Raw genomic sequence first — 17,806 nt, 5'->3', positions numbered from 1 at the left:
TTGAGTGAAGTTTTAGGCCGCGTTGGGCAGCCAGACGGCGTCGCTGTCGCGCCAGCTGACCACCACGTTTTGGCCGATGAGTGCCTTCTCATCGGGGAGGTCGTTGTCAACCAGAACGACGACGGCGGGGCCGCCTTCCAGCGAAACCCGCACCTGGGTTGCGTGCCCCACGTACACCAGAGACGTGACCGTGCCGCCTAGGGAGCTCAGGCCGTGCTGTGGTTCAGGCGTGCCGTTCCAGTCCACGGTGAGCCGTTCCGGGCGGATCACGAACTGGTCATTGCGCTGGTACAGGGCCCCGGCCACCTCCGCGCCGAAGAGGTTGGAGGTGCCCACAAAGTTGGCCACGAAGGCCCCTTTGGGCTGTTGGTAGATCTCGTGTGCTGTCCCGATCTGGGCCAGTTTGCCGTTGTTGAACACGCCAATACGGTCGCTCATGGTGAGAGCTTCCTCTTGGTCGTGCGTGACAAAGATGAAGGTGATGCCCAGCGAGCGCTGCAGTTCCTTGAGCTCGATCTGCATTTGCTGGCGGAGCTTCAGATCCAGCGCGCCGAGGGGTTCATCCAGGAGCAGAACCTTAGGTTCCACCACTAGGGCCCTGGCCAGTGCCACGCGTTGGCGCTGCCCGCCGGAGAGCTGGGAGGGCTTGCGAAGCATGAACTTGCCCAATTGCACGCGCTCCAGTGCTTCCACCGCCCGCTCACGCCGTTCGGCCTTCTTCATGCCCCGCACCCGCAGGCCGTAGGCCACGTTGTCCACGAGGGACATGTGCGGGAAGAGGGCGTAGTCCTGAAAGACGGTGTTGACGTCGCGCTGGAAGGGGGCCTTGCCGCTGACGTCGGCACCTTCCAGCTCAATGGTGCCGGAGGTGGGCAGTTCAAAGCCTGCAATGAGGCGCAACACTGTGGTCTTGCCGGATCCCGAGGGCCCCAGCATGGAGAAGAACTCGCCCTGGCGGATGTCCAGGTCCACGCCGTCCACCGCCTTAGTTTCGCCAAAGCCCTTGGCACCAAACGACTTTGTTAGATTGCGCAGCCGGATGGCGGGAACCTCCGTGGCCAGCTCCGCCACGGGGGAGGAGGTACGTGAGCTCATGGGGTACGCCTTTCATATGTTTGTGCTGACATGGCCGGCCCAACACCCTTTTGAGGGTGTGAACTGGGCCACATTCTGGTGATCGAGATAAATACTATTACTTAAGATGATTTATGTATAGCCCAAGGCTGAAATCGCCGGTACGATGAATAAAACGCCGCACCGCTCGGCACCCCCATAGCCAGTCAGGATGGCTCCCGTGTCCCTCTCACCGCTCGGCGCGTCACGCAGTCTGGCCGCCGTTTTCACTCCCATCAAGTCAGGCGGCTTGGTGGATGAGGTGTGCCGGCGCATTGAACTGGCCGTGGAATCAGGGCTTCTGGTGAGCGGCCAGCGCCTGCCCAATGAGGTGGAATTGGCCGCAGCCCTGGGAATCTCCGCCGTCACAGCACGTGAAGCCCTTTCGCAACTACGCGGCCAAGGGCTGATCCGCACAGTTCGGGGGCGCAGCGGCGGCAGCTTCATCACGGAAAATTCCTTCCCGTCAGCCGCCACGGCCAGGGAGAACCTGCAAAACCTGACACGTCTGCAAATCACTGATCTGGGCCTGCATCTGCAAGCGATTGCCGTGACCTGCGCAGGGGTGGCCGCCAAACGCTCCAGCCCGGACGACGTCGAATCCCTGCGGGCATACGTCCGCCCCGAAACCGGCCCCGGCGAGAGTGCAACAGCGTTTGCCTGGCGGTTGAGTTCAGCCGAATTCCTGCTGGAACTGGCCTCCGTGGCCCGGTCAGCCAGGTTGGCCCGCGAATTGCTGCACCTGCAGGCCTATGTGGGCACCATGACCCTGCTGCCCTTTGAAGATCCGGATTTCTGCGAGAAGACAGCAACCCTGTGCGCGGCCATCACGGACGCCGTTGCGGCCCATGACAGCGCCGGCGCCGAGGCCCACACCAAGGAACTGATCACCACCACCACAGCATGGCTACTGGCAGAACATGCCGGCAGCCACCACTAAACCGCACCACTAAACCGCACCAGGAAAAGGCATCAGCATGAACGGCAATGACGCCGCCCGCACCAGCGCACCCGTAACAGAAGTTGCGTCCTTGATTGCGGGCATCGAGGCAGCTCTTGACCAGTGGGCCGCCGCCACCAGCACGTGGCTGGAAGCTTCGGGCAAGATCACCGGCACGGCAATCGATAAATTCATCCGCCCCACCGTCCTGGACATGATGAACAACCCGACGTCGCTGACGGCCGGCGCCGGATTCGTGGCCGCCGACGGGATCATGGGCGTCAACCGCAGCTACATTGCCTGGTGGCAGGGCAGCGACATGGAGCGTGTGGATGCCCTGGCAAACTTCAGCCCCCACGCCACCAGCCGGTACATCAAGGCCGAATGGTTCAAGCTACCCATGGCCACCGGCAAGCCGCATGTGACAGGCCCCTACATCGATCTGCTCTGCACGGACGAGTACGTGCTCACCTTCACCCACCCCCTGTACAAGGACGGCGCATTTGCCGGTGTTGTGGGCCTGGATGTCACGGCCCAATCCTTGGAACGGGCCACCCTGGGCCTGCTGCGGACCATTGGACCCAATGCCGTTTTGGTCAACAGCGACGGCCGCAGCATTGTCAGCGCCGGTGCCGACGTGGACGCCGGGGACGTTGTCCAGGCCGCCAGCGGCGCACAGGAGTACGCTGCCGGGCGCCATTTCCGCATCATTTCCGCCACCGCGTAATCATTGCCTACCAACCGCAAAAGCCACCCCGCCGCCATGTAAGGTAAATCACTACCAAGGCCCGGAGTTGTGCCCCATGAGGAAGGAGCGTCCATGCCTGCACAAAAGAACAGGAACAAGCTCCTTGCGACTGTGGCCGCTCCGGAACGGTCCCCCGCCGTCGGGCATAAAAACGGCAGTGATCTGGCCGCATTCCTGATGGATCCGCAACGCACGCACACGGCGGTGGTGGTGACGTTTCTGCCCGAGAACGCACTGCGCATTGATGCGGAGAAGGTTGCCGCGCTGCTGGGCGCCGACGTCCAAGTCTTTGAGCTGGCCAACGGCCCGGAAACCCACAAGTTGCAGAAGGGGCTGCCGGAGCGGCTGCACGTTTTTGGCAACAGCGCCCGGGTGTACCCGCACGGGCCGCAGTGGATGGGCCGGACGCCCCGGCCGCACATCCTGCACAGCGCCGCCTACCTGCCGCAGCTTTACACCATCCTGGAACACGAGTTCCTGGCCGCCGAGCACTTTGAATCCAGCATGCAAAGCGCCACTGCGTCGCTCCCCGTTCTCAGCGAGGCCGTGGTCAAGGGCTTCCCCTCCGATGACCGCGCCATGGTGGAGCTGCTCTCCAACGGCCAGCGGGCGGTGATTCGCGGCGAAGACCTGCTCCCGGGCATCCCGCTGGAGTGGCTGCTGCACAAGGGTCAAAAGCTGACGGGCATTTTTGACCCGGCCACCGACGCCCTGGACGTGAAGTCGCTGCTGTTGCCGCACGCCTCCCCCGTCACTGTTTACAAGCACGGCGACGTGGCGCTGGCCAGGGTCAAGTCCGTTACGCCCTCCCACGCCTTGGTGCACCTGTGGCCCGGCAGCGATTTCCGGATTGGCGTTGCCCGCATCTCCTCCAATGACCTGGATTCCGCCGTTGACCTGCTCACCGAGGGGGAAGTGGTGCGCGTGCGGGTCCTGTATGAGAACGGCGCCGTGGTCCTGTCCATGCTTGACGTGGACGACGACGAACCCGCCGTCCCAGCCCCGCCCCTGTTGCGCGGCGGCCCGCCATGGCTTGACTACGACCGCCCCTACGCGAGCATTTTCAACTCCACAACGGCCGTGGCGTCCCTTGCCCCCGGCACTGCCGGCGCCGGCAACCCGGCGGGACTTTCCGGCGTCGGGCTGGCAGGTGGGGAACCCCCCGGCACGGATCTGGCCAGTGGAGAGGCGCTGCTGACCCCGGCCGAACGGCGCACCGCCCTGCGCAGCACCCAAATGCAATTGGAACTCGCTAGGCACACCATTGCCGAGTTACTGGAGGCGCAAAAGCGGCAGGGCGCCACGGACAAGGTGGCGCGGGCGTTGCAGGACCAGCTCGAAGCCGAACGCAGAAGTGCCGCCGAGCTGGCCCGGCTGCACAACACCGCCGAGCGCCAGATTGAGGCGTTGCGGGAGGACCTGGCCAGGACAAAATCGGCCCTGGTTCAGCTCAAGCAACAGCGCCGCTCAACAACGTCGCGCACCGATGCGCCCGCCGAAAGGTTGTTTCTGGATGCGGCCGAGCAATTCAAGTTTGATGTCCAGCTGGCCTGGGCTCGGCTGGTGCCCGCCGTGGAGAAGGCCGCACACCCCTTGAGCGGCTACGGCTGCAGCGCTCAATTTCTGGCATCCTGGTCCGGCATCACGGAGCAGCAGCGCAGCAAGACCCTGCGCGCGGTGGTGGACCTGGTTGCCGGGATGACAGGTTCCCTGCGCAAACGCGAGGCCCACCCGCTGCGCCTGAATGAGGGTGCGCACGCGGGCCTCACCCTGCGCGGCGAGGACGTGTGCATGCGGCTTTACGTGGAAAAGGGCACGGCCGGGGCCCTGCGCCTGCACTATTGGAAGCTGGGTGCGGGCGGTGTTGAGCTGCACGAGGTGGTCTCGCACGACGTGGTCAAACCGTAGACTTGAGGTTGGCTTCGTCGGAAAGGGCGTCTTCACATTATGGGTTTCGAGCGAGAACTGGTCCGGCTGCTTGATGAGTCCGGCAACGACATCGGCACTGCTGACAAGGCGCTGGTCCACACCACCGATACGGCCCTGCACCTAGCCTTTTCCTGCCACATTCTGGACGCCAAGGGCCGCACGCTACTCACCCGCCGGGCCCTGTCCAAGCTGACCTGGCCGGGTGTTTGGACCAACTCCTTCTGCGGCCATCCGGCCCCAGGGGAATCGTTTGAGGACGCCATTGTGCGCCGAGCCGCCGTTGAGCTTAACTTGGAAATCAGCGGCATCACCCCCGCATTGCCGGATTTCCGTTACCGGGCCGTGGATGCCTCGGGCATTGTGGAGAACGAGATTTGCCCCGTGTTCACAGCCGTTTACACCGGCCCGGCCGAGCTCTCTCCCAACCCGGAGGAAGCCTGCGATTGGGCTTGGGCCGACATTGTGGATGTGGAAGAGGCCGTTGCCGCCACACCCTTCGCCTTTAGCCCGTGGCTGGTGAAACAGCTGTCCGAAGGTGTCTACACCGGTGGGCGTTTCCCGCTGGCCCAGCCGGCGGAAAGCTAAACTTCTCCCCCGCTATTCCTCCTGCTTCGCTAAGCCTGGCTGCTGCTGAGCCCCACCATGGTTGCGCTGCGATCCCAGAGGGAGGCAGCAATTGCATCATCCTTGGCCAGCCTGTTGGTTTTGGCTACCTTGCGCTTTGCGTAGTGCTCCCCCGGCGTCCAATCCTGGCCGGGTACGGTGGTTGCCAACCACACTAGCGTGTCCGCCCCCTGCTCCGGGGAAAGCATGAATTTCCGGACCAGGCCCCAGTAGACCATTTTGCTGAGATTTGTTGACTCGGCGGCGAAATTGCTGCGCACCACACCCGGGTGGAAGGCCGCAGCATTGATCCCGTGGTCACCGAAGCGTTTTTGCAACTCCTTGGTGAAGAGGATGTTGGCCAGTTTCGCGTTGCCGTAGGCAGCACTGTGCGAGTACTTTTTTCCGCATTGAGATCGTCAATATCGAAGCGCGCCATGAGATGGTTGGCGGCGCTGGAGGTGTTGATGACAGTGGCACGGTCCGCAACCAAACGCTCCATCAGCAAATTGGTCAGCAGGAACGGGGCCAGGTGGTTGACTTGAAAAGTCTTCTCGAATCCATCAACTGTCACCTCCCGCTCAGCCATGATGCCGCCGGCGTTGTTGACCAAGACGTCAATGCGCGGATATTTCGCCAACAGCTGCGCGGCCAGGGTGCGCACTTGTGCCAACTCGGTGAAGTCAGCCACAAAGAAGTCGGCCTCCAGCTCATCCGCAATGGCCGCGGTCTTCGCAGCCGACCTGCCCACCAGCACCAGGGTGTCACCGGGGTAGGCCAGCATTGTTGCTGCGGCGGCACCGATTCCATCGCTTGCTCCGGTAATGATGACAGTGCGTGACATGTAGCGTCCTTAGAAAAGTTGCAGCAAAAAACCGTAAAGGTCAGGCTCGCAGCCTAGTCCATGGCCACCAGGAACATCAGCGGGTGGAGCCTGTAGCGGTCATTTCAGCAAGCATTCGGACCTCAATGTCGGATTCGGGGTGATCGTTCGGGTCCATCCCCAACAACCACGTCAAACCCTTCAGTCCACGGGAGTCGAGACCGACGAGGGCAATCGCGACGATGGTGTCATCGAGCGCTTCGTGTTTTGCCCACTTGTGTACTTCGGTGAAGGTGGCTTCGGAAACGTCGAACGTAGTGATTGCCCGGTTGATTCCTTGGGCGAAGTAGACCCGAAATGTGGAGTCGTGCTGTTCCCAGGTGCTGTCGCGCTCGTCTGATTCCTCAATGTTCATAATCAACATGATAGAGACGGTGCCCTAATACCCCTTAAGAGAGGGACGCCCGCCGGATCGCTACTGCGTGCCGTCAAGCATGCGGGCCACTTTTTTCTCCAGCGCCGCAACGGAGACATCGGGCAGGACCAGGATCCCGTCGAGTTCCTTGCGGGCCCGCTGGTAGGCGGTTTGGCGCTCGGCCGGGCTGGCGGCCTCATCCTCGGCAATCTTGACGAGTTTCTTGGCAGTACCCAGGCGCTGCCGCTCAGGCTCGCTGAACCCTGTGTCCTTGATCCGGCGGGCTTCCTTTTCCGCCACGTCAAAGGACACGGCAAAGGCGTTGACGGCGTTGAAGTAGTCATCCCAGCGGCTCTTGGCTGACACGTCGGTGGCTGCCAGCGGGCGGAGGGAATCGGCGTCGCGCTTGGCCCGCAGGAAGGCGACGGTCAATGGCTCACGGACATCGGTCATCATGGGGAAGTCAATCAGCTTGCCCACGTCCAACTCGTAGTCCAGCCACCGCCTGTTGACGGCGTCGTGCTCTGCCATCAGTTTGGCAACGTCGGTTTCCGAGTAGGCTGTGGGCGCAGGCTCGGCGGCAGTTCGCCCGACGGCGGCGTGCCCGGCCGTCACATCCAGGCCGGCCACCTCCGGATGCGCCAGCTTGTAGAGTTCAATTTTGCGCTGGTGCCGCCGCTCGCCGGACTTGGCCCAGGCCCGCCCCCACCCAGCTACAACGCCACCCAAGGGGATGGCCAACCACCAATAACTACCGGCAAACTGCCAAAAATCCTGCATGCTCCCATGGTGCCATCCGCTCGGATTATAGCCTAGGCAGGGAGTTGGTGTGTTGACACAATGACGTCACCGGTCATGCCTGCCACGCAGGTGGGCGTGGGAGCTACGGTTGTTCGGCGAGCACCCGAATGCCGAGGGAAGCGTTGTAGATGAGTTGAAAAGCTACGTCACTGATGCGCTCGGTATCGTGGGTGGTCCCGCCGAGCAAGGCATCGAGCATCATGTTGTTGACGCCGCCCACCATGGAGATGGCCGTGAGCCGCGCACATTCAAAGATTCTCGCAGCCTCCACGGCGCCCAGCCTTGCCGTGAGCTGTTCCTGCCCACGCCCGGGATCGATCCCGCTCAACAACAACAGCACCTGCAGCGACTCGTCGGCGAATTCACTCATGGATTGGTGGCGTTTGGCTTCGAGCCCGGGCGAAACGCCCACCACCTCCACCAACATGATCCGTGCATGGCGGGGGTCGTTGAGCATGAAGTTGACCACCGCTTCCATGCCGGCTCGCGCTGACGCCAACAGATCCAATCCCGGGGCCTGGAGTGCATCGGCAATTTGTACCGTCAACAGTGCATCCAAATGATTAAACACGGTACCGAGCAGGTGCTCGCGCGATTCAAAGGACTCATAGAAGTATCTCTCGCTGAGACCGGCGCTCTTGCACAAGGTCTTGATCTTGGAGCTCTGGTACCCCAGGGTGCCGAAAACATCCAAACCTGCAGCGACCAGGCGGCGATGCCGTTCACTGGCCCGCTGCGAGGATTCAAGCCCCGAGTAGCGGCGCCCCAACAGTTCCCCGGCGGATGCTCCATCCGGGGACTCCATGCTCTGATCTGGGTACGGCTCGCTCACCCCATCAGTCTAGTTGACGCCCGGCACATTCATAGCTACAAATGGGGTCAATTCGTCCACTCACAGCGGCCGCGGAACCAGCGCGGCAAGCTCCAGAACATTATGGCGGAAGTGGTCGCGGGCATGCGCCAGCGCCCCGAGCATGACGGCATCGGCACCCACGGCCGAGAGGTGCAGCTCCGGTTCAAACATGCCCAGACGCGCCACAGCCTCCCGCAGCGGGTGCAGCAGCAACTCCCCAGCAGCTGCCATGTCCCCACCTACACTGATCACCTCCGGATCAACCGCCAGGGACAGGGCTGCAATCCCGTTCGCCACACGCTTGGCAAAATCCTCCACAGCAGCAACCGCCCAAGCCTCGCCCCGTGCGGCACCCTCCACAACAGCGGCAACGCTGCCATCCGGGCCAGCCACGGCGTCCGCTGCCGCGGCCCAGCCCAGGCTGCCCAAGCCACCAATTTCACCCGCTGCACCGTGATGGCCCCGCACCACTTTGCCGTCGATGAGCAGCCCGGCTCCCATCTGCCGCCCCAGAACCACATGAACGCCGTTGTCCACGCCAGCCAGCACCCCGCCTGCCGCTTCAGCGGTGGTGGCCAGCCGCGCGTCGTTGTCCAAGAGCGTCACGGCCGGGTGCAGGAAGGCGGCAATCCTGCCCAGGGTTCCGCCCGCAATCCAGTCCGGCACCACCACCGAGCGCACCAATTCCCCGCCGCGGCTGACAACACCCGGCACCCCGATCGCCGCAGCAACCACGGCCGTGGGCGGTACACCGGCCTGGGCCAGGACCTCACGCACGGCAGTTTGCAGCGCTGATTCGGCGCCGGCCCCGGCTGCGATGTCCAACCCGCTGTGGCGCACGCTTGCAACAATTTTGCCCTGCAGGTTGGCCAGCATGGCGTGGACCTGCCTCGGCCCCATGTCGATCCCCAGCAAGTACCCGGCGTTGGCGCGGAACTGGTACAGCCGCGCCCGGCGGCCGGCCTTGTGGGGCGTGGGCGCAGGGCTGCTCTCCGCCACCCAGCCCTCAGCCAGCAAATCCACCAGTGCAGCTTCCACCGTGGGCCGGGTCAGCCCCAACTGCCCTGCGAGTTCCGTGACGCTGACCTGCCGGCCAGCTTCCATCAGGGCGGCCAGCAGGGCCCGTGAATTCATCCAGCGCAAGGTCTTGGGTGAGTTGATGCCGAGGCGTTCCATGGCGCAATCCCTTCTAGCGCTCTTCTATTATGAAATACTCTATTGCAATAGCCGATGAACATCCCACGCCAGCCACGAAGGAACCGTCCCATGCCGTCCACTGCCTTGCCGCTGCTGCCCCGCCCCGCCCACGAAGATCGCCGGGACGGCGAGTTCTTGCTGAGCGCCACCACAACACTTTCCTGTGCGCCGGGCCTGGAGTCCGTGGCGATCGGCCTGCAAGACGCACTGCGACCGGCCACGGGATTTCCGCTGATGGTCTGCGACGGTGACGCGGACATTTCCCTCCGCCTTGATGCCGGGCTGGGCCAGGCGGAATACGCCTTGGCGGTCTCCCCCGGCAGGGTTGAGGTGCGCGGCGGCGATGCTGCGGGCGTCTTCCATGGCTGCCAGACCTTGCTGCAGCTGCTGCCGGCCGCCATTTTCCGCACGGCTCCCGTTGCCGGCGTGCACTGGGCTGCGCCCGCCTGCCACATTGCTGACAAACCCCGATTCGGATGGCGCGGCACCATGCTGGACGTGGTGCGGCATTTCATGCCCAAACGCGAGATCCTGCGGTTCATCGACCTTATGTCCATGCACAAGCTCAACACCCTGCACCTGCACCTCACTGACGACCAGGGCTGGCGTGTGGAGATTCTGCGCTACCCCAAGCTGACTGAGGTTGGCGCCTGGCGCCGCGAAACCCAGGTGGGCGCCGGTGCCGATGCGGGCACCGACGGCCGGCCCCACGGCGGCTTCTACACCCAGGACGACATCCGCGAGATCGTGGCCTACGCCGCCGCCCGCTTCATTGACGTGGTGCCGGAAATTGAAACACCCGGCCATGTACAGGCAGCCTTGGCGGCCTACCCGGAACTGGGCGTACAAGGAGATGCCATGGAGGTTTACACGCGGTGGGGCATCAACTACAACGTACTGAACGTGGAGGACGCCACCGTGGAGTTCTTCAACAACGTCTTTGACGAGATCATGGACCTCTTCCCCGGCACGTACATTGGCATTGGCGGGGACGAATGCCCCAAGGACCAGTGGCGCGCCGACCCCCGATCGCTGGAGCGCATGGCGGAGCTGGGGCTGGACCGGGCCGAGGATCTGCAGACGTGGTTCATCGCCCAGATGGACAAGCACATTTCAGCCCGCGGGCGGCGCGTCTTTGGCTGGGACGAAATCCTGGAGGGCGAGCTGGCCCCCACAGCCACGGTTGCCTCCTGGCGCGGCATGACGGGCGCCCTGAGCGCTGCCCGACGCGGCCACGACGTTGTCTGCTGCCCTGACGATCTGGCGTACTTTGACTACAGGCAGTCGGAGCTGGCCGCCGAACCCATCCCCGTTTCCATCCCTCTGGGCGTTGCCGACGTGTACGGTTTTGACCCGGTGCCGCCGGGCTTGAGCCCCGAGCAGGAACGCCACATTCTGGGCGGGCAGGCCAATCTGTGGACCGAGCACATCGATTCCACCCGCATGCTGGACTACATGGCTTTCCCGCGCCTGTGCGCCATGGCAGAGGTTTTGTGGAGCGCGCCGGAGAAGGATTTGCCGGGCTTCAGCACCCGCCTTGCGGCGCACCTGGCCCGGCTGGATGCCGCAGGCGTGGAGTACAGGCAAGCGGGTGGCCCCCTGCCGTGGCAGCAACGCCCGGGCATCAAGGGCCGGCCGGAGACCGTGGCGGAACGGGCCGCCCACATTACCAAGATTGTTGCCTCGATCGAAAGTTAGGCGTGGCAGAATGGCAGTGATTGACCATGAGTAGCAGCGCAGAAGTTCCGCCCACACAGCAGGACGGCGAGCCGGAAGGGCAAGCCCCCGCCGCCGGAAAAACGCGCCAGATTCCTGATGTGCCGCGGCGAATGTTTCTCGCCACCCTGGGCACGGCGGCCATCACCACAGCGTTCCAGGCCAACATTGCCGCCGACTATTTGCTGACGGAGCGCAGCCAGTACCGCATCACCACCCCCGACAACGAGGAAAACCGGACGGCCGCACAGCGTTTTTCGGGCAAGACCTGGTACCTGCTGGGCGGGTTCAGGGTCAGCCACCGCGATGCCGGACGGAAACTGGCAGCACTACAAGGGGCCATGAACCAGCGCGCGCCGGCCTCGTACATTGGCTACTCCAACGAGGGCATCGACATTGCGCAGCTTTTCATCGCCATCCAGCGCGATGCGTTTGCGCGCAACATCAACACCGTGTACTTCTACGGCGATAGCTTTGGCGGCATGGCGGCGGCCGTTCTGGCCTCCCTGCTTTCCCAGAATGGCATCACGGTGCCCGTGGTGGTGATGGGTTCAAGCCCCAGCAATGTGCGCGACATCCTGGATCCGGGCAAGGCGTACATTTCCGTGGCCGGCCAGGTGGTCCCCTACCTGGGACTGCTGGGCCGGGTGGGCGCAGGCCTGTTCGGCGGGCTGTCCAACTCCAACGGCCAGGGCATGTATCAGGCCGCGCGCAGCGGACTTGCCCGGTCCTTCGACCCGGAAAGCAACTCGCTGATCCTGAGCACCACCCAGGCGACGTTCCTGCAGGCCTTCCCCGCCCAGTACGACGGCGGGGTCCCCGGCAGTACGGGCATCGGGCTGATCTACGATCCGGGGGATTTTATTGTCAACGCCCGCGCTGCCACGCTGGGCTGGGAGTCGTTATTCCCCCGAAACCCGCACTTTGCCTACAACGTGCCCCGCACGGGCCACGCGAGTCCGGAGATCCACCCCGATGACTACAGCACGGCCCTGCGCGTGGTGCTCGATCAACTGGACCCGCCACCACTGACCAGCAAGCCGGTGCAACCCATTTTCTAGGGCTGCACCGGCTCGTTGGGCGGCGCTTCTGCGGTACTTCCGGGAGGTTAGCGGGCCTGCGTCTGGGCGAGCAGCTGCTCGAACGGCAGGGAGGTCATGTCAGAGGTTTCGCGTTGTGCCCTTTTTTCCCTGTGCCCAACAACCGGGGACGCGGCGGACGGTGAGGCGGGGGTGTCCGTGCCGGCCGGCGTCGTACCTGCGTGTGAAACCACGACGGCGGCAAGCTCGCCGGCGCCTTGGGCAATCCGGCGTTCCAGCGACTGCGTCCCGGCAGTGCCCCAATCCTCGGGCGAGGCGTAGATGGCCGTTGCCATCGTGTTGGCGCGCAGGTAGCTGAACAGTGGGCGGATGGCCATGTCCAGGACCAGCGAATGGCGCGAGGAACCGCCCGTGGCGCCGAACAACACGGGCATGCCGTCAAGGAACTTCGGGTCCAAAACATCAAAGAACGATTTGAACAAACCGCTGTAGGAGGCGCTGAAGGTGGGGGTCACGGCAATCATGGCGTCGGCCGCAGCCACCCGCCGCACCACATCATTCAGGGCGGGGCCGGCGTACCCGGTGACCATGTTGTTGGCAATGTCGGTGGCGAAATCGCGCAGGTCGATGACGTCCAGCACGGCTGCGATGCCCTGCGCGGCCAACTGCGCCTGAACCTCGGCACCCATCTGGTCTGCCAGCATGCGGGTGGAGGACGGAACTCCCAGACCGGCAGATATGACCACTACGCTACGTTGCACAACTACTCCTTGGTGAACTCAAACTATTCATGCGTTTGCATCTAATAGAGTCAACCTTGGGGTGCCGGAGGATATTCCCGGCACCCTCGTGGAGCCTTAGTCTTCCGCCTGAGTTCTGCCGTGGTGTGCACCCACCGGGTGGCTGTGGGTGTCCGTATGGCGGTCCGCGGCAATCTGGTTGATGCGTCCGCGGCTGAGGTACCAGCCCACGATGAGCGCCGGAATGATGACCACCAGCGAACCAATGGTCCAGGTGCCCACGGGGCTGTCGAACGCCATGAGCACCAGCACGGTCAGCAGGAATGCGAGTGTCAGGTAGCCCGTGTACGGGGCGCCAATCATGCGGAACGAAGGCCGGATGGCCTCCCCCTTTTTCGACAGCCGGAACAGGGCCATGGAACGCAGGATCCGGCCGGTGGAGTACAGCCCGGCATTCAGGGACGACATGGCCGCCGTGAGCACCACAAGGTTCATGATGGCGTCAATGCCGTCAACACCAATGGAGCCGAAGAAGGTGACGAAGGGGCTCTCCCCCGCCTTGTAGGCGGTGTAGGGCAGCAGCAGCGAGAGCAGGATCAAGGAGCCCACATAGAACACGGCAATCCGGATGATGACTGTGTTGATGGCCTTCGGCATGACCTTTTCCGGGTTCTGCGTTTCGCCGGCCGCGGTGCCAATCAACTCAATGGATGCGTACGCAAACACCACGCCCTGCATGACCACCACCACCGGCAGCAGCCCGTTCGGGAAGAATCCGCCGTTGTCCGTGATCAGGCTGAACCCAACGTCCTGCCCTGCCACAGGGGTTCCGAAGATGACAAAGTACGTGCCCACCAGCAGGAAGGTCACCAGTGCAACCACCTTGATCAGCGCGAACCAGAACTCCATCTCACCGAAGACCTTCACGGAGACCAGGTTCAGCCCCAGCACCAACAACAGCGCCGCCAGCGCCCAAATCCACTGCGGCACCGACCCCATCCAGGGCACGTATTTGGCGAAGAAGTGCATGTAGAGCGCCACTGCGGTGATGTCCACAATGGCTGTCATGGCCCAGTTGAGCCAGTACAGCCAGCCGGAAACAAAAGCCGCCTTTTCCCCGAAGAACTCCCGGGCGTAGGACACAAAGGAGCCCGAACTGGGCCGGTGAATAATGAGTTCGCCCAAGGCCCGCAAAATGAGGAAGGCAAAGAAACCGCAGATCGCGTAGCTGAACATGAGTGCGGGGCCCGCACTGGCAAGGCGTCCACCGGCGCCCATGAACAGCCCCGTTCCAATGGCCCCGCCAATGGCGATCATCTGGATTTGGCGGGTTTTCAAGCCCTTGTGCAGCCCGGCGTCCTCCGCTGTCAGCGAGGTATTGGGGGCATCTTGGACTAGGTCAGACACGTCGGTTCTTTCGTGGTGGTTCATGGTGCAAATCCTTTTCTTCTGCGCCGTGTGGCTTCGCCGCCCCCTGCGTCGTTGCCCCTTGGCGGTGTTAGTCAGCTAAGTTGGCGAGGTGTTCCGGGCGCAGCAATTCCTGCAGTTGCTCAGCGGTGAGCAACTTGTGTTCCAGCACCAGTTCCGCCACGCCGCGGCCGGTCGCCAGGGCTTCCAGCGCGATGGCCGTGGAAGTGGCGTATCCCAGGCGCGGGGTGAGCGCCGTGACCAGGCCGATGGAGTGTTCCACCTGTTCGCGCAGCTTGTCCTCGTGGGCCGTGATGCCGCGGATGCACTTGTCGGCCAGCGTGATGCAGGCGGCCTCCAAGTGGGTCATGCTCTTGTTCAGGCTGTGCACAATGATCGGCTCAAAGGCGTTGAGCTGCAGCTGCCCGCCCTCGGCCGCCATGGTGATGGTGACGTCATTGCCAATAACCTCGTACGCCACCTGATTGACGACCTCGGGGATCACGGGGTTGACCTTGCCGGGCATGATCGAGGACCCAGCTTGGACGGCGGGCAGCGTGATCTCGCCAAAGCCGGCACGCGGCCCGGAGGAGAGCAGGCGCAGGTCGTTGCAGATCTTGGACAGTTTCACGGCCACACGCTTGAGCACTCCCGAGAGGTGCACAAAAGCGCCGACGTCCTGTGTGGCTTCGATGAGGTCAATGGAGGTTGTCAGCGGCAGCCCGGAAATCTCCGCCAGGTGGCGGCAGGCCAGCGCCGAGTACCCAATGGGGGCGTTGAGGCCGGTGCCGATGGCCGTGGCGCCGAGGTTGATCTCGTGGACCAGCATGGTGGATTCGGCCAGGCGCGCCCGGTCCTCCCCCATGGTGACGGCGTAGGCGTTGAATTCCTGGCCCAGCGTCATGGGCACCGCGTCCTGCAATTGGGTGCGGCCCATCTTCACCACGGTGCGGAATTCCACAGCCTTCACGGCAAAAGCATCGCACAGGTACTCCATGGCGGTCACTAGCTGCTTGGCCCCGAAAATGGTGGCCACGTTGACCGCCGTCGGATATACATCATTGGTGGACTGGCTCAGGTTCACGTGATCATTCGGGTGCAGGAACTGGTATTCGCCCTTGCTGTGGCCCATGAGTTCCAGGGCGCGGTTGGCGATGACCTCATTGGCGTTCATGTTCGACGACGTCCCGGCGCCACCCTGAATGACGTCCACCACGAACTGCTCATGCAGCGCCCCGGCAATGATCTCCTGGCAGGCAGCGATGATGGCCCCGGCACGGACCTCGTCCAGCAGGCCAAGCTCATGGTTGGCCTGTGCGGCCGCCTGCTTGACCATGGCCAGACCGTTGACCAGGTGGGTGTTGGTGCTCAGCGGAATCCCGGTGATGGGGAAGTTTTCCACGGCGCGCAGGGTGTGCACGCCCCAGTAGGCGTCCACGGGGATGTCACGGTCGCCGATCAGGTCGTGCTCGCTGCGGTACGCGGGCGGATGCTGCACGGGATTGTTGAGCTCTGTCATGGTTCTCCTTGATGCTGGCACGTCATTGGGCCGAAAATGCGGATGGTGATGGGTCTTGGGTGGCTGCTCGGCGTTCTGGTCAGGCGGCCTTGCGGCTAACCGGCGACTGGCAATCCGCGCAGTTCGCCCACGGGATGACCGCCGCCGTATACGGGCAGCTCGTTGAATGGTGCCAACAGTTCTGGCTCAACACCCAATGCCAGCAGTGCCGGGACTGCCGCGGGCATCCGGGCACGGTCGCCGCCGTCGGAAATCTTCAGCGCCAGCGCGCTGCCGTCAGCCAGCGCGATGACCTGGATGCCCTCGAAGCCGTCCTTGGCCAGCAGTCCGGGGACGGCCTCCATGAGGGCTGTTACGTCCCGTCCGTGGCCGGCCACCATTTCCGGATGCGCACGCATGGCGTCGGCAACGCGGCGTTCGGGCGTGCCCGGGGCCGCTTTTACCAGGCGGGCGAAGGCGCGGGCCATGCCGGTCAGGGACAGGCCAAACACCTCCGTGCCGCAACCGTCGGTGCTGATGGCGGTGATCGTTTCGCCGGTCAGCTCCGCCACCACGTCGCGGATCAGGACTGTCAGCGGGTGCTCCTTATCCAGGTAGCTTTCCAGCGGCCAACCATTTTTGACGCAGGTGGCCAGCAGTGCGGCGTGCTTGCCGGAGCAGTTTTGGGCCAGCTGTGTGGGCCCGTGGCCGGCGCGCAGCCACGCCTCACGTTCTGCTGGGCCGTAGGGAATGTCCGTGGAGTTGCGCAGGTCCGCAGGCTGGAGCCCGGCGTCGGCAAGGATGGCGGCTGCTGTTTCTTGGTGCTTTTCTGCGCCGGAGTGGCTTGCCGCGGCCAGGGCCAGCTGTTCGGCCGGGAGCTCCAGACCGGCCCGCAGCATGGCGACGGCGATCAACGGCTTCAGGGCCGATCGGGGGTACACGCGGGCGGCGGGCTCTCCGCGCGCGAGGAGGCTCCCGCCGTCGTGCTTCAGGGCAACGAGCGAACCAAAGTGGACGCTTTCAACGAGCTCGCCGCGGGTCTGCACGGCGAGCGGCGCGTGGGCGGGAAAGTGGTTGGTGCTCATGATTGTTCTGCTCCCATGATGAGGCTTAGTGCGGTGTCCACGGCGCTCAGGTGGACGGCCATGGCGCGGCCGGCGTCCGCGGAGTTGCCGTGGGCGATCGCGGCCAGGATGAGGCTGTGTTCGGCATCCGAGGTGCTCTTGCGCCCGGTGATCAGGTTGATGGTCTCGGACTGCTTGGCCATGGCGTCGCGGATGTCGTTGATGACGCGCTCAAACACGCCGTTGCCGCTGGCCTTGGCGATGGCGGCGTGGAAGCTGGCGTCGAGGCTGACCCAGATTTCGGGGTCGTCTTCCTCGGCCATGAGGGCCAGGATGCCGCGCATTTCCTCGAGTTGTTCGGCGGTGCGGCGGGTGGCGGCAAATTCGGCGGCCGGCACTTCGATGTGGGGGCGGGCCTCCATGAGGCTGCGGGCGGAGAACTTGCTCAGGACAAGATCGTTCGAGGCGCTGTTGGCGATGACAAAGGTGCCCTTGCCCGTGAGCGTTTCGGTCAGGCCCAGGGCGGTGCAGGAGCGCAGCGCTTCTCGGATCACGGAACGGCTCACGCCGTACTGGGCTGCGAGTGAGGTTTCACTGCTGAGCTTGGTGCCGAGTTGCAGGGCGCCGTTCTCAATGGCAGTGCGGATGGCCTTGAATACGGCTTCCGCGGCACTGACCCGCACAATGGGCCCCTGTCCTGCTGTCCAGCTGTCTGACAAGTTCATAAGGGAGACTATGACACGGCTCACAGGAAGATGTCAATCCCCGGCCCTTTCGACGCTCTCGCAGTAGTGGCTGGATTTTCCGGGACGCTCTCGCAGTAGTGGCTGGATTTTCCGGGACGCTCTCGCAGTAGTGGCTGGATTTTCCGGGACGCTCTCGCAGTAGTGGCTGGATTTTCCGGGACGCTCTCGCAGTA

Annotated in this window: 17 protein-coding genes and 1 pseudogene; 6 read left to right on the top strand and 12 right to left on the bottom strand. The window is 63.8% G+C overall.

Annotated elements, in window-relative coordinates; all coding sequences use genetic code 11:
• Positions 1-12 precede the first annotated feature (12 nt).
• Positions 13-1,095, bottom strand: a complete 1,083-nt coding sequence (locus ACX80Q_RS13030; protein WP_459330954.1) for an ABC transporter ATP-binding protein — start codon at positions 1,093-1,095, stop codon at positions 13-15.
• A 199-nt stretch (positions 1,096-1,294) separates the two neighbouring features.
• Here ACX80Q_RS13030 and ACX80Q_RS13025 point away from each other — a divergent pair, with 199 nt between their 5' ends.
• The 4 genes from ACX80Q_RS13025 to idi all read left to right on the top strand — a co-directional run bounded on the left by ACX80Q_RS13025 (position 1,295) and on the right by idi (position 5,315).
• On the top strand, positions 1,295-2,053 hold the full coding sequence (locus ACX80Q_RS13025) for a FadR/GntR family transcriptional regulator (RefSeq protein ID WP_459330953.1): 759 nt from the start codon (positions 1,295-1,297) through the stop codon (positions 2,051-2,053).
• A gap of 37 nt (positions 2,054-2,090) precedes the next feature.
• Complete coding sequence (locus ACX80Q_RS13020; RefSeq protein ID WP_459330952.1) at positions 2,091-2,780, top strand: cache domain-containing protein; 690 nt, start codon at positions 2,091-2,093, stop codon at positions 2,778-2,780.
• A 93-nt stretch (positions 2,781-2,873) separates the two neighbouring features.
• The gene (locus ACX80Q_RS13015; RefSeq protein WP_459330951.1) at positions 2,874-4,709 is read left to right on the top strand and encodes a hypothetical protein; all 1,836 of its coding nucleotides are present in this window, start codon (positions 2,874-2,876) and stop codon (positions 4,707-4,709) included.
• A gap of 39 nt (positions 4,710-4,748) precedes the next feature.
• Entirely contained in the window at positions 4,749-5,315 is a 567-nt protein-coding gene (gene idi / locus ACX80Q_RS13010) for an isopentenyl-diphosphate Delta-isomerase (protein WP_459330950.1), read from the top strand.
• 29 nt (positions 5,316-5,344) lie between these two features.
• Here idi and ACX80Q_RS13005 read toward each other — a convergent pair whose 3' ends face one another.
• The 6 genes and pseudogenes from ACX80Q_RS13005 to ACX80Q_RS12980 form a co-directional block, all read right to left on the bottom strand.
• Complete coding sequence (locus tag ACX80Q_RS13005) at positions 5,345-5,503, bottom strand: hypothetical protein (protein ID WP_459330949.1); 159 nt, start codon at positions 5,501-5,503, stop codon at positions 5,345-5,347.
• A 326-nt stretch (positions 5,504-5,829) separates the two neighbouring features.
• Positions 5,830-6,117 (bottom strand): annotated as a pseudogene (locus tag ACX80Q_RS13000) (SDR family NAD(P)-dependent oxidoreductase); the annotation flags it as partial.
• Between the two features lie 136 nt (positions 6,118-6,253).
• Positions 6,254-6,571, bottom strand: a complete 318-nt coding sequence (locus ACX80Q_RS12995) for a hypothetical protein (RefSeq protein WP_459330948.1) — start codon at positions 6,569-6,571, stop codon at positions 6,254-6,256.
• Between the two features lie 60 nt (positions 6,572-6,631).
• Positions 6,632-7,351 (bottom strand): hypothetical protein, encoded by a 720-nt coding sequence (locus tag ACX80Q_RS12990; RefSeq protein WP_459330947.1) that lies wholly within the window; start codon positions 7,349-7,351, stop codon positions 6,632-6,634.
• Between the two features lie 103 nt (positions 7,352-7,454).
• A complete protein-coding gene (locus ACX80Q_RS12985; protein ID WP_459330946.1) occupies positions 7,455-8,204 on the bottom strand; it encodes a TetR/AcrR family transcriptional regulator in 750 nt (249 codons plus the stop codon).
• Between the two features lie 60 nt (positions 8,205-8,264).
• Positions 8,265-9,401: an ROK family transcriptional regulator gene (locus ACX80Q_RS12980; protein WP_459330945.1), complete on the bottom strand. Its 1,137-nt coding sequence runs from the start codon at positions 9,399-9,401 to the stop codon at positions 8,265-8,267.
• A gap of 90 nt (positions 9,402-9,491) precedes the next feature.
• Here ACX80Q_RS12980 and ACX80Q_RS12975 point away from each other — a divergent pair, with 90 nt between their 5' ends.
• A complete protein-coding gene (locus ACX80Q_RS12975; RefSeq protein ID WP_459330944.1) occupies positions 9,492-11,120 on the top strand; it encodes a beta-N-acetylhexosaminidase in 1,629 nt (542 codons plus the stop codon).
• 26 nt (positions 11,121-11,146) lie between these two features.
• Positions 11,147-12,199, top strand: a complete 1,053-nt coding sequence (locus ACX80Q_RS12970) for a hypothetical protein (RefSeq protein WP_459330943.1) — start codon at positions 11,147-11,149, stop codon at positions 12,197-12,199.
• Positions 12,200-12,246: 47 nt separating this feature from the next.
• On the opposite strand, the gene ACX80Q_RS12965 is transcribed toward ACX80Q_RS12970, so the two are convergent.
• The 5 genes from ACX80Q_RS12965 to ACX80Q_RS12945 form a co-directional block, all read right to left on the bottom strand.
• On the bottom strand, positions 12,247-12,939 hold the full coding sequence (locus ACX80Q_RS12965; protein ID WP_459330942.1) for an FMN reductase: 693 nt from the start codon (positions 12,937-12,939) through the stop codon (positions 12,247-12,249).
• Between the two features lie 96 nt (positions 12,940-13,035).
• Positions 13,036-14,349, bottom strand: a complete 1,314-nt coding sequence (locus ACX80Q_RS12960; protein ID WP_459330941.1) for an amino acid permease — start codon at positions 14,347-14,349, stop codon at positions 13,036-13,038.
• A gap of 67 nt (positions 14,350-14,416) precedes the next feature.
• Entirely contained in the window at positions 14,417-15,844 is a 1,428-nt protein-coding gene (locus ACX80Q_RS12955) for an aspartate ammonia-lyase (protein ID WP_459330940.1), read from the bottom strand.
• 95 nt (positions 15,845-15,939) lie between these two features.
• Positions 15,940-16,908, bottom strand: a complete 969-nt coding sequence (locus ACX80Q_RS12950) for an asparaginase (protein ID WP_459330939.1) — start codon at positions 16,906-16,908, stop codon at positions 15,940-15,942.
• Positions 16,905-17,612 (bottom strand): FadR/GntR family transcriptional regulator, encoded by a 708-nt coding sequence (locus ACX80Q_RS12945; RefSeq protein ID WP_459330938.1) that lies wholly within the window; start codon positions 17,610-17,612, stop codon positions 16,905-16,907. The genes ACX80Q_RS12950 and ACX80Q_RS12945 overlap by 4 nt, the downstream gene beginning before the upstream one ends.
• Between the last annotated feature and the right edge of the window lie 194 nt (positions 17,613-17,806).

It is taken from the genome of Arthrobacter sp. HLT1-20 (genome assembly GCF_054510895.1).
This window is presented reverse-complemented; position numbering and strand designations above follow the sequence as displayed.

Coding starts and splice junctions, on each gene's coding strand:
- ACX80Q_RS13030 (WP_459330954.1), bottom strand. CDS start 1,095: ATGAGCTCACGTACCTCCTCCCCCGTGGCGGAGCTGGCCACGGAGGTT.
- ACX80Q_RS13020 (WP_459330952.1), top strand. CDS start 2,091: ATGAACGGCAATGACGCCGCCCGCACCAGCGCACCCGTAACAGAAGTT.
- ACX80Q_RS13015 (WP_459330951.1), top strand. CDS start 2,874: ATGCCTGCACAAAAGAACAGGAACAAGCTCCTTGCGACTGTGGCCGCT.
- idi (WP_459330950.1), top strand. CDS start 4,749: ATGGGTTTCGAGCGAGAACTGGTCCGGCTGCTTGATGAGTCCGGCAAC.
- ACX80Q_RS12995 (WP_459330948.1), bottom strand. CDS start 6,571: ATGAACATTGAGGAATCAGACGAGCGCGACAGCACCTGGGAACAGCAC.
- ACX80Q_RS12990 (WP_459330947.1), bottom strand. CDS start 7,351: ATGCAGGATTTTTGGCAGTTTGCCGGTAGTTATTGGTGGTTGGCCATC.
- ACX80Q_RS12980 (WP_459330945.1), bottom strand. CDS start 9,401: ATGGAACGCCTCGGCATCAACTCACCCAAGACCTTGCGCTGGATGAAT.
- ACX80Q_RS12975 (WP_459330944.1), top strand. CDS start 9,492: ATGCCGTCCACTGCCTTGCCGCTGCTGCCCCGCCCCGCCCACGAAGAT.
- ACX80Q_RS12970 (WP_459330943.1), top strand. CDS start 11,147: ATGAGTAGCAGCGCAGAAGTTCCGCCCACACAGCAGGACGGCGAGCCG.
- ACX80Q_RS12960 (WP_459330941.1), bottom strand. CDS start 14,349: ATGAACCACCACGAAAGAACCGACGTGTCTGACCTAGTCCAAGATGCC.
- ACX80Q_RS12955 (WP_459330940.1), bottom strand. CDS start 15,844: ATGACAGAGCTCAACAATCCCGTGCAGCATCCGCCCGCGTACCGCAGC.
- ACX80Q_RS12950 (WP_459330939.1), bottom strand. CDS start 16,908: ATGAGCACCAACCACTTTCCCGCCCACGCGCCGCTCGCCGTGCAGACC.
- ACX80Q_RS12945 (WP_459330938.1), bottom strand. CDS start 17,612: ATGAACTTGTCAGACAGCTGGACAGCAGGACAGGGGCCCATTGTGCGG.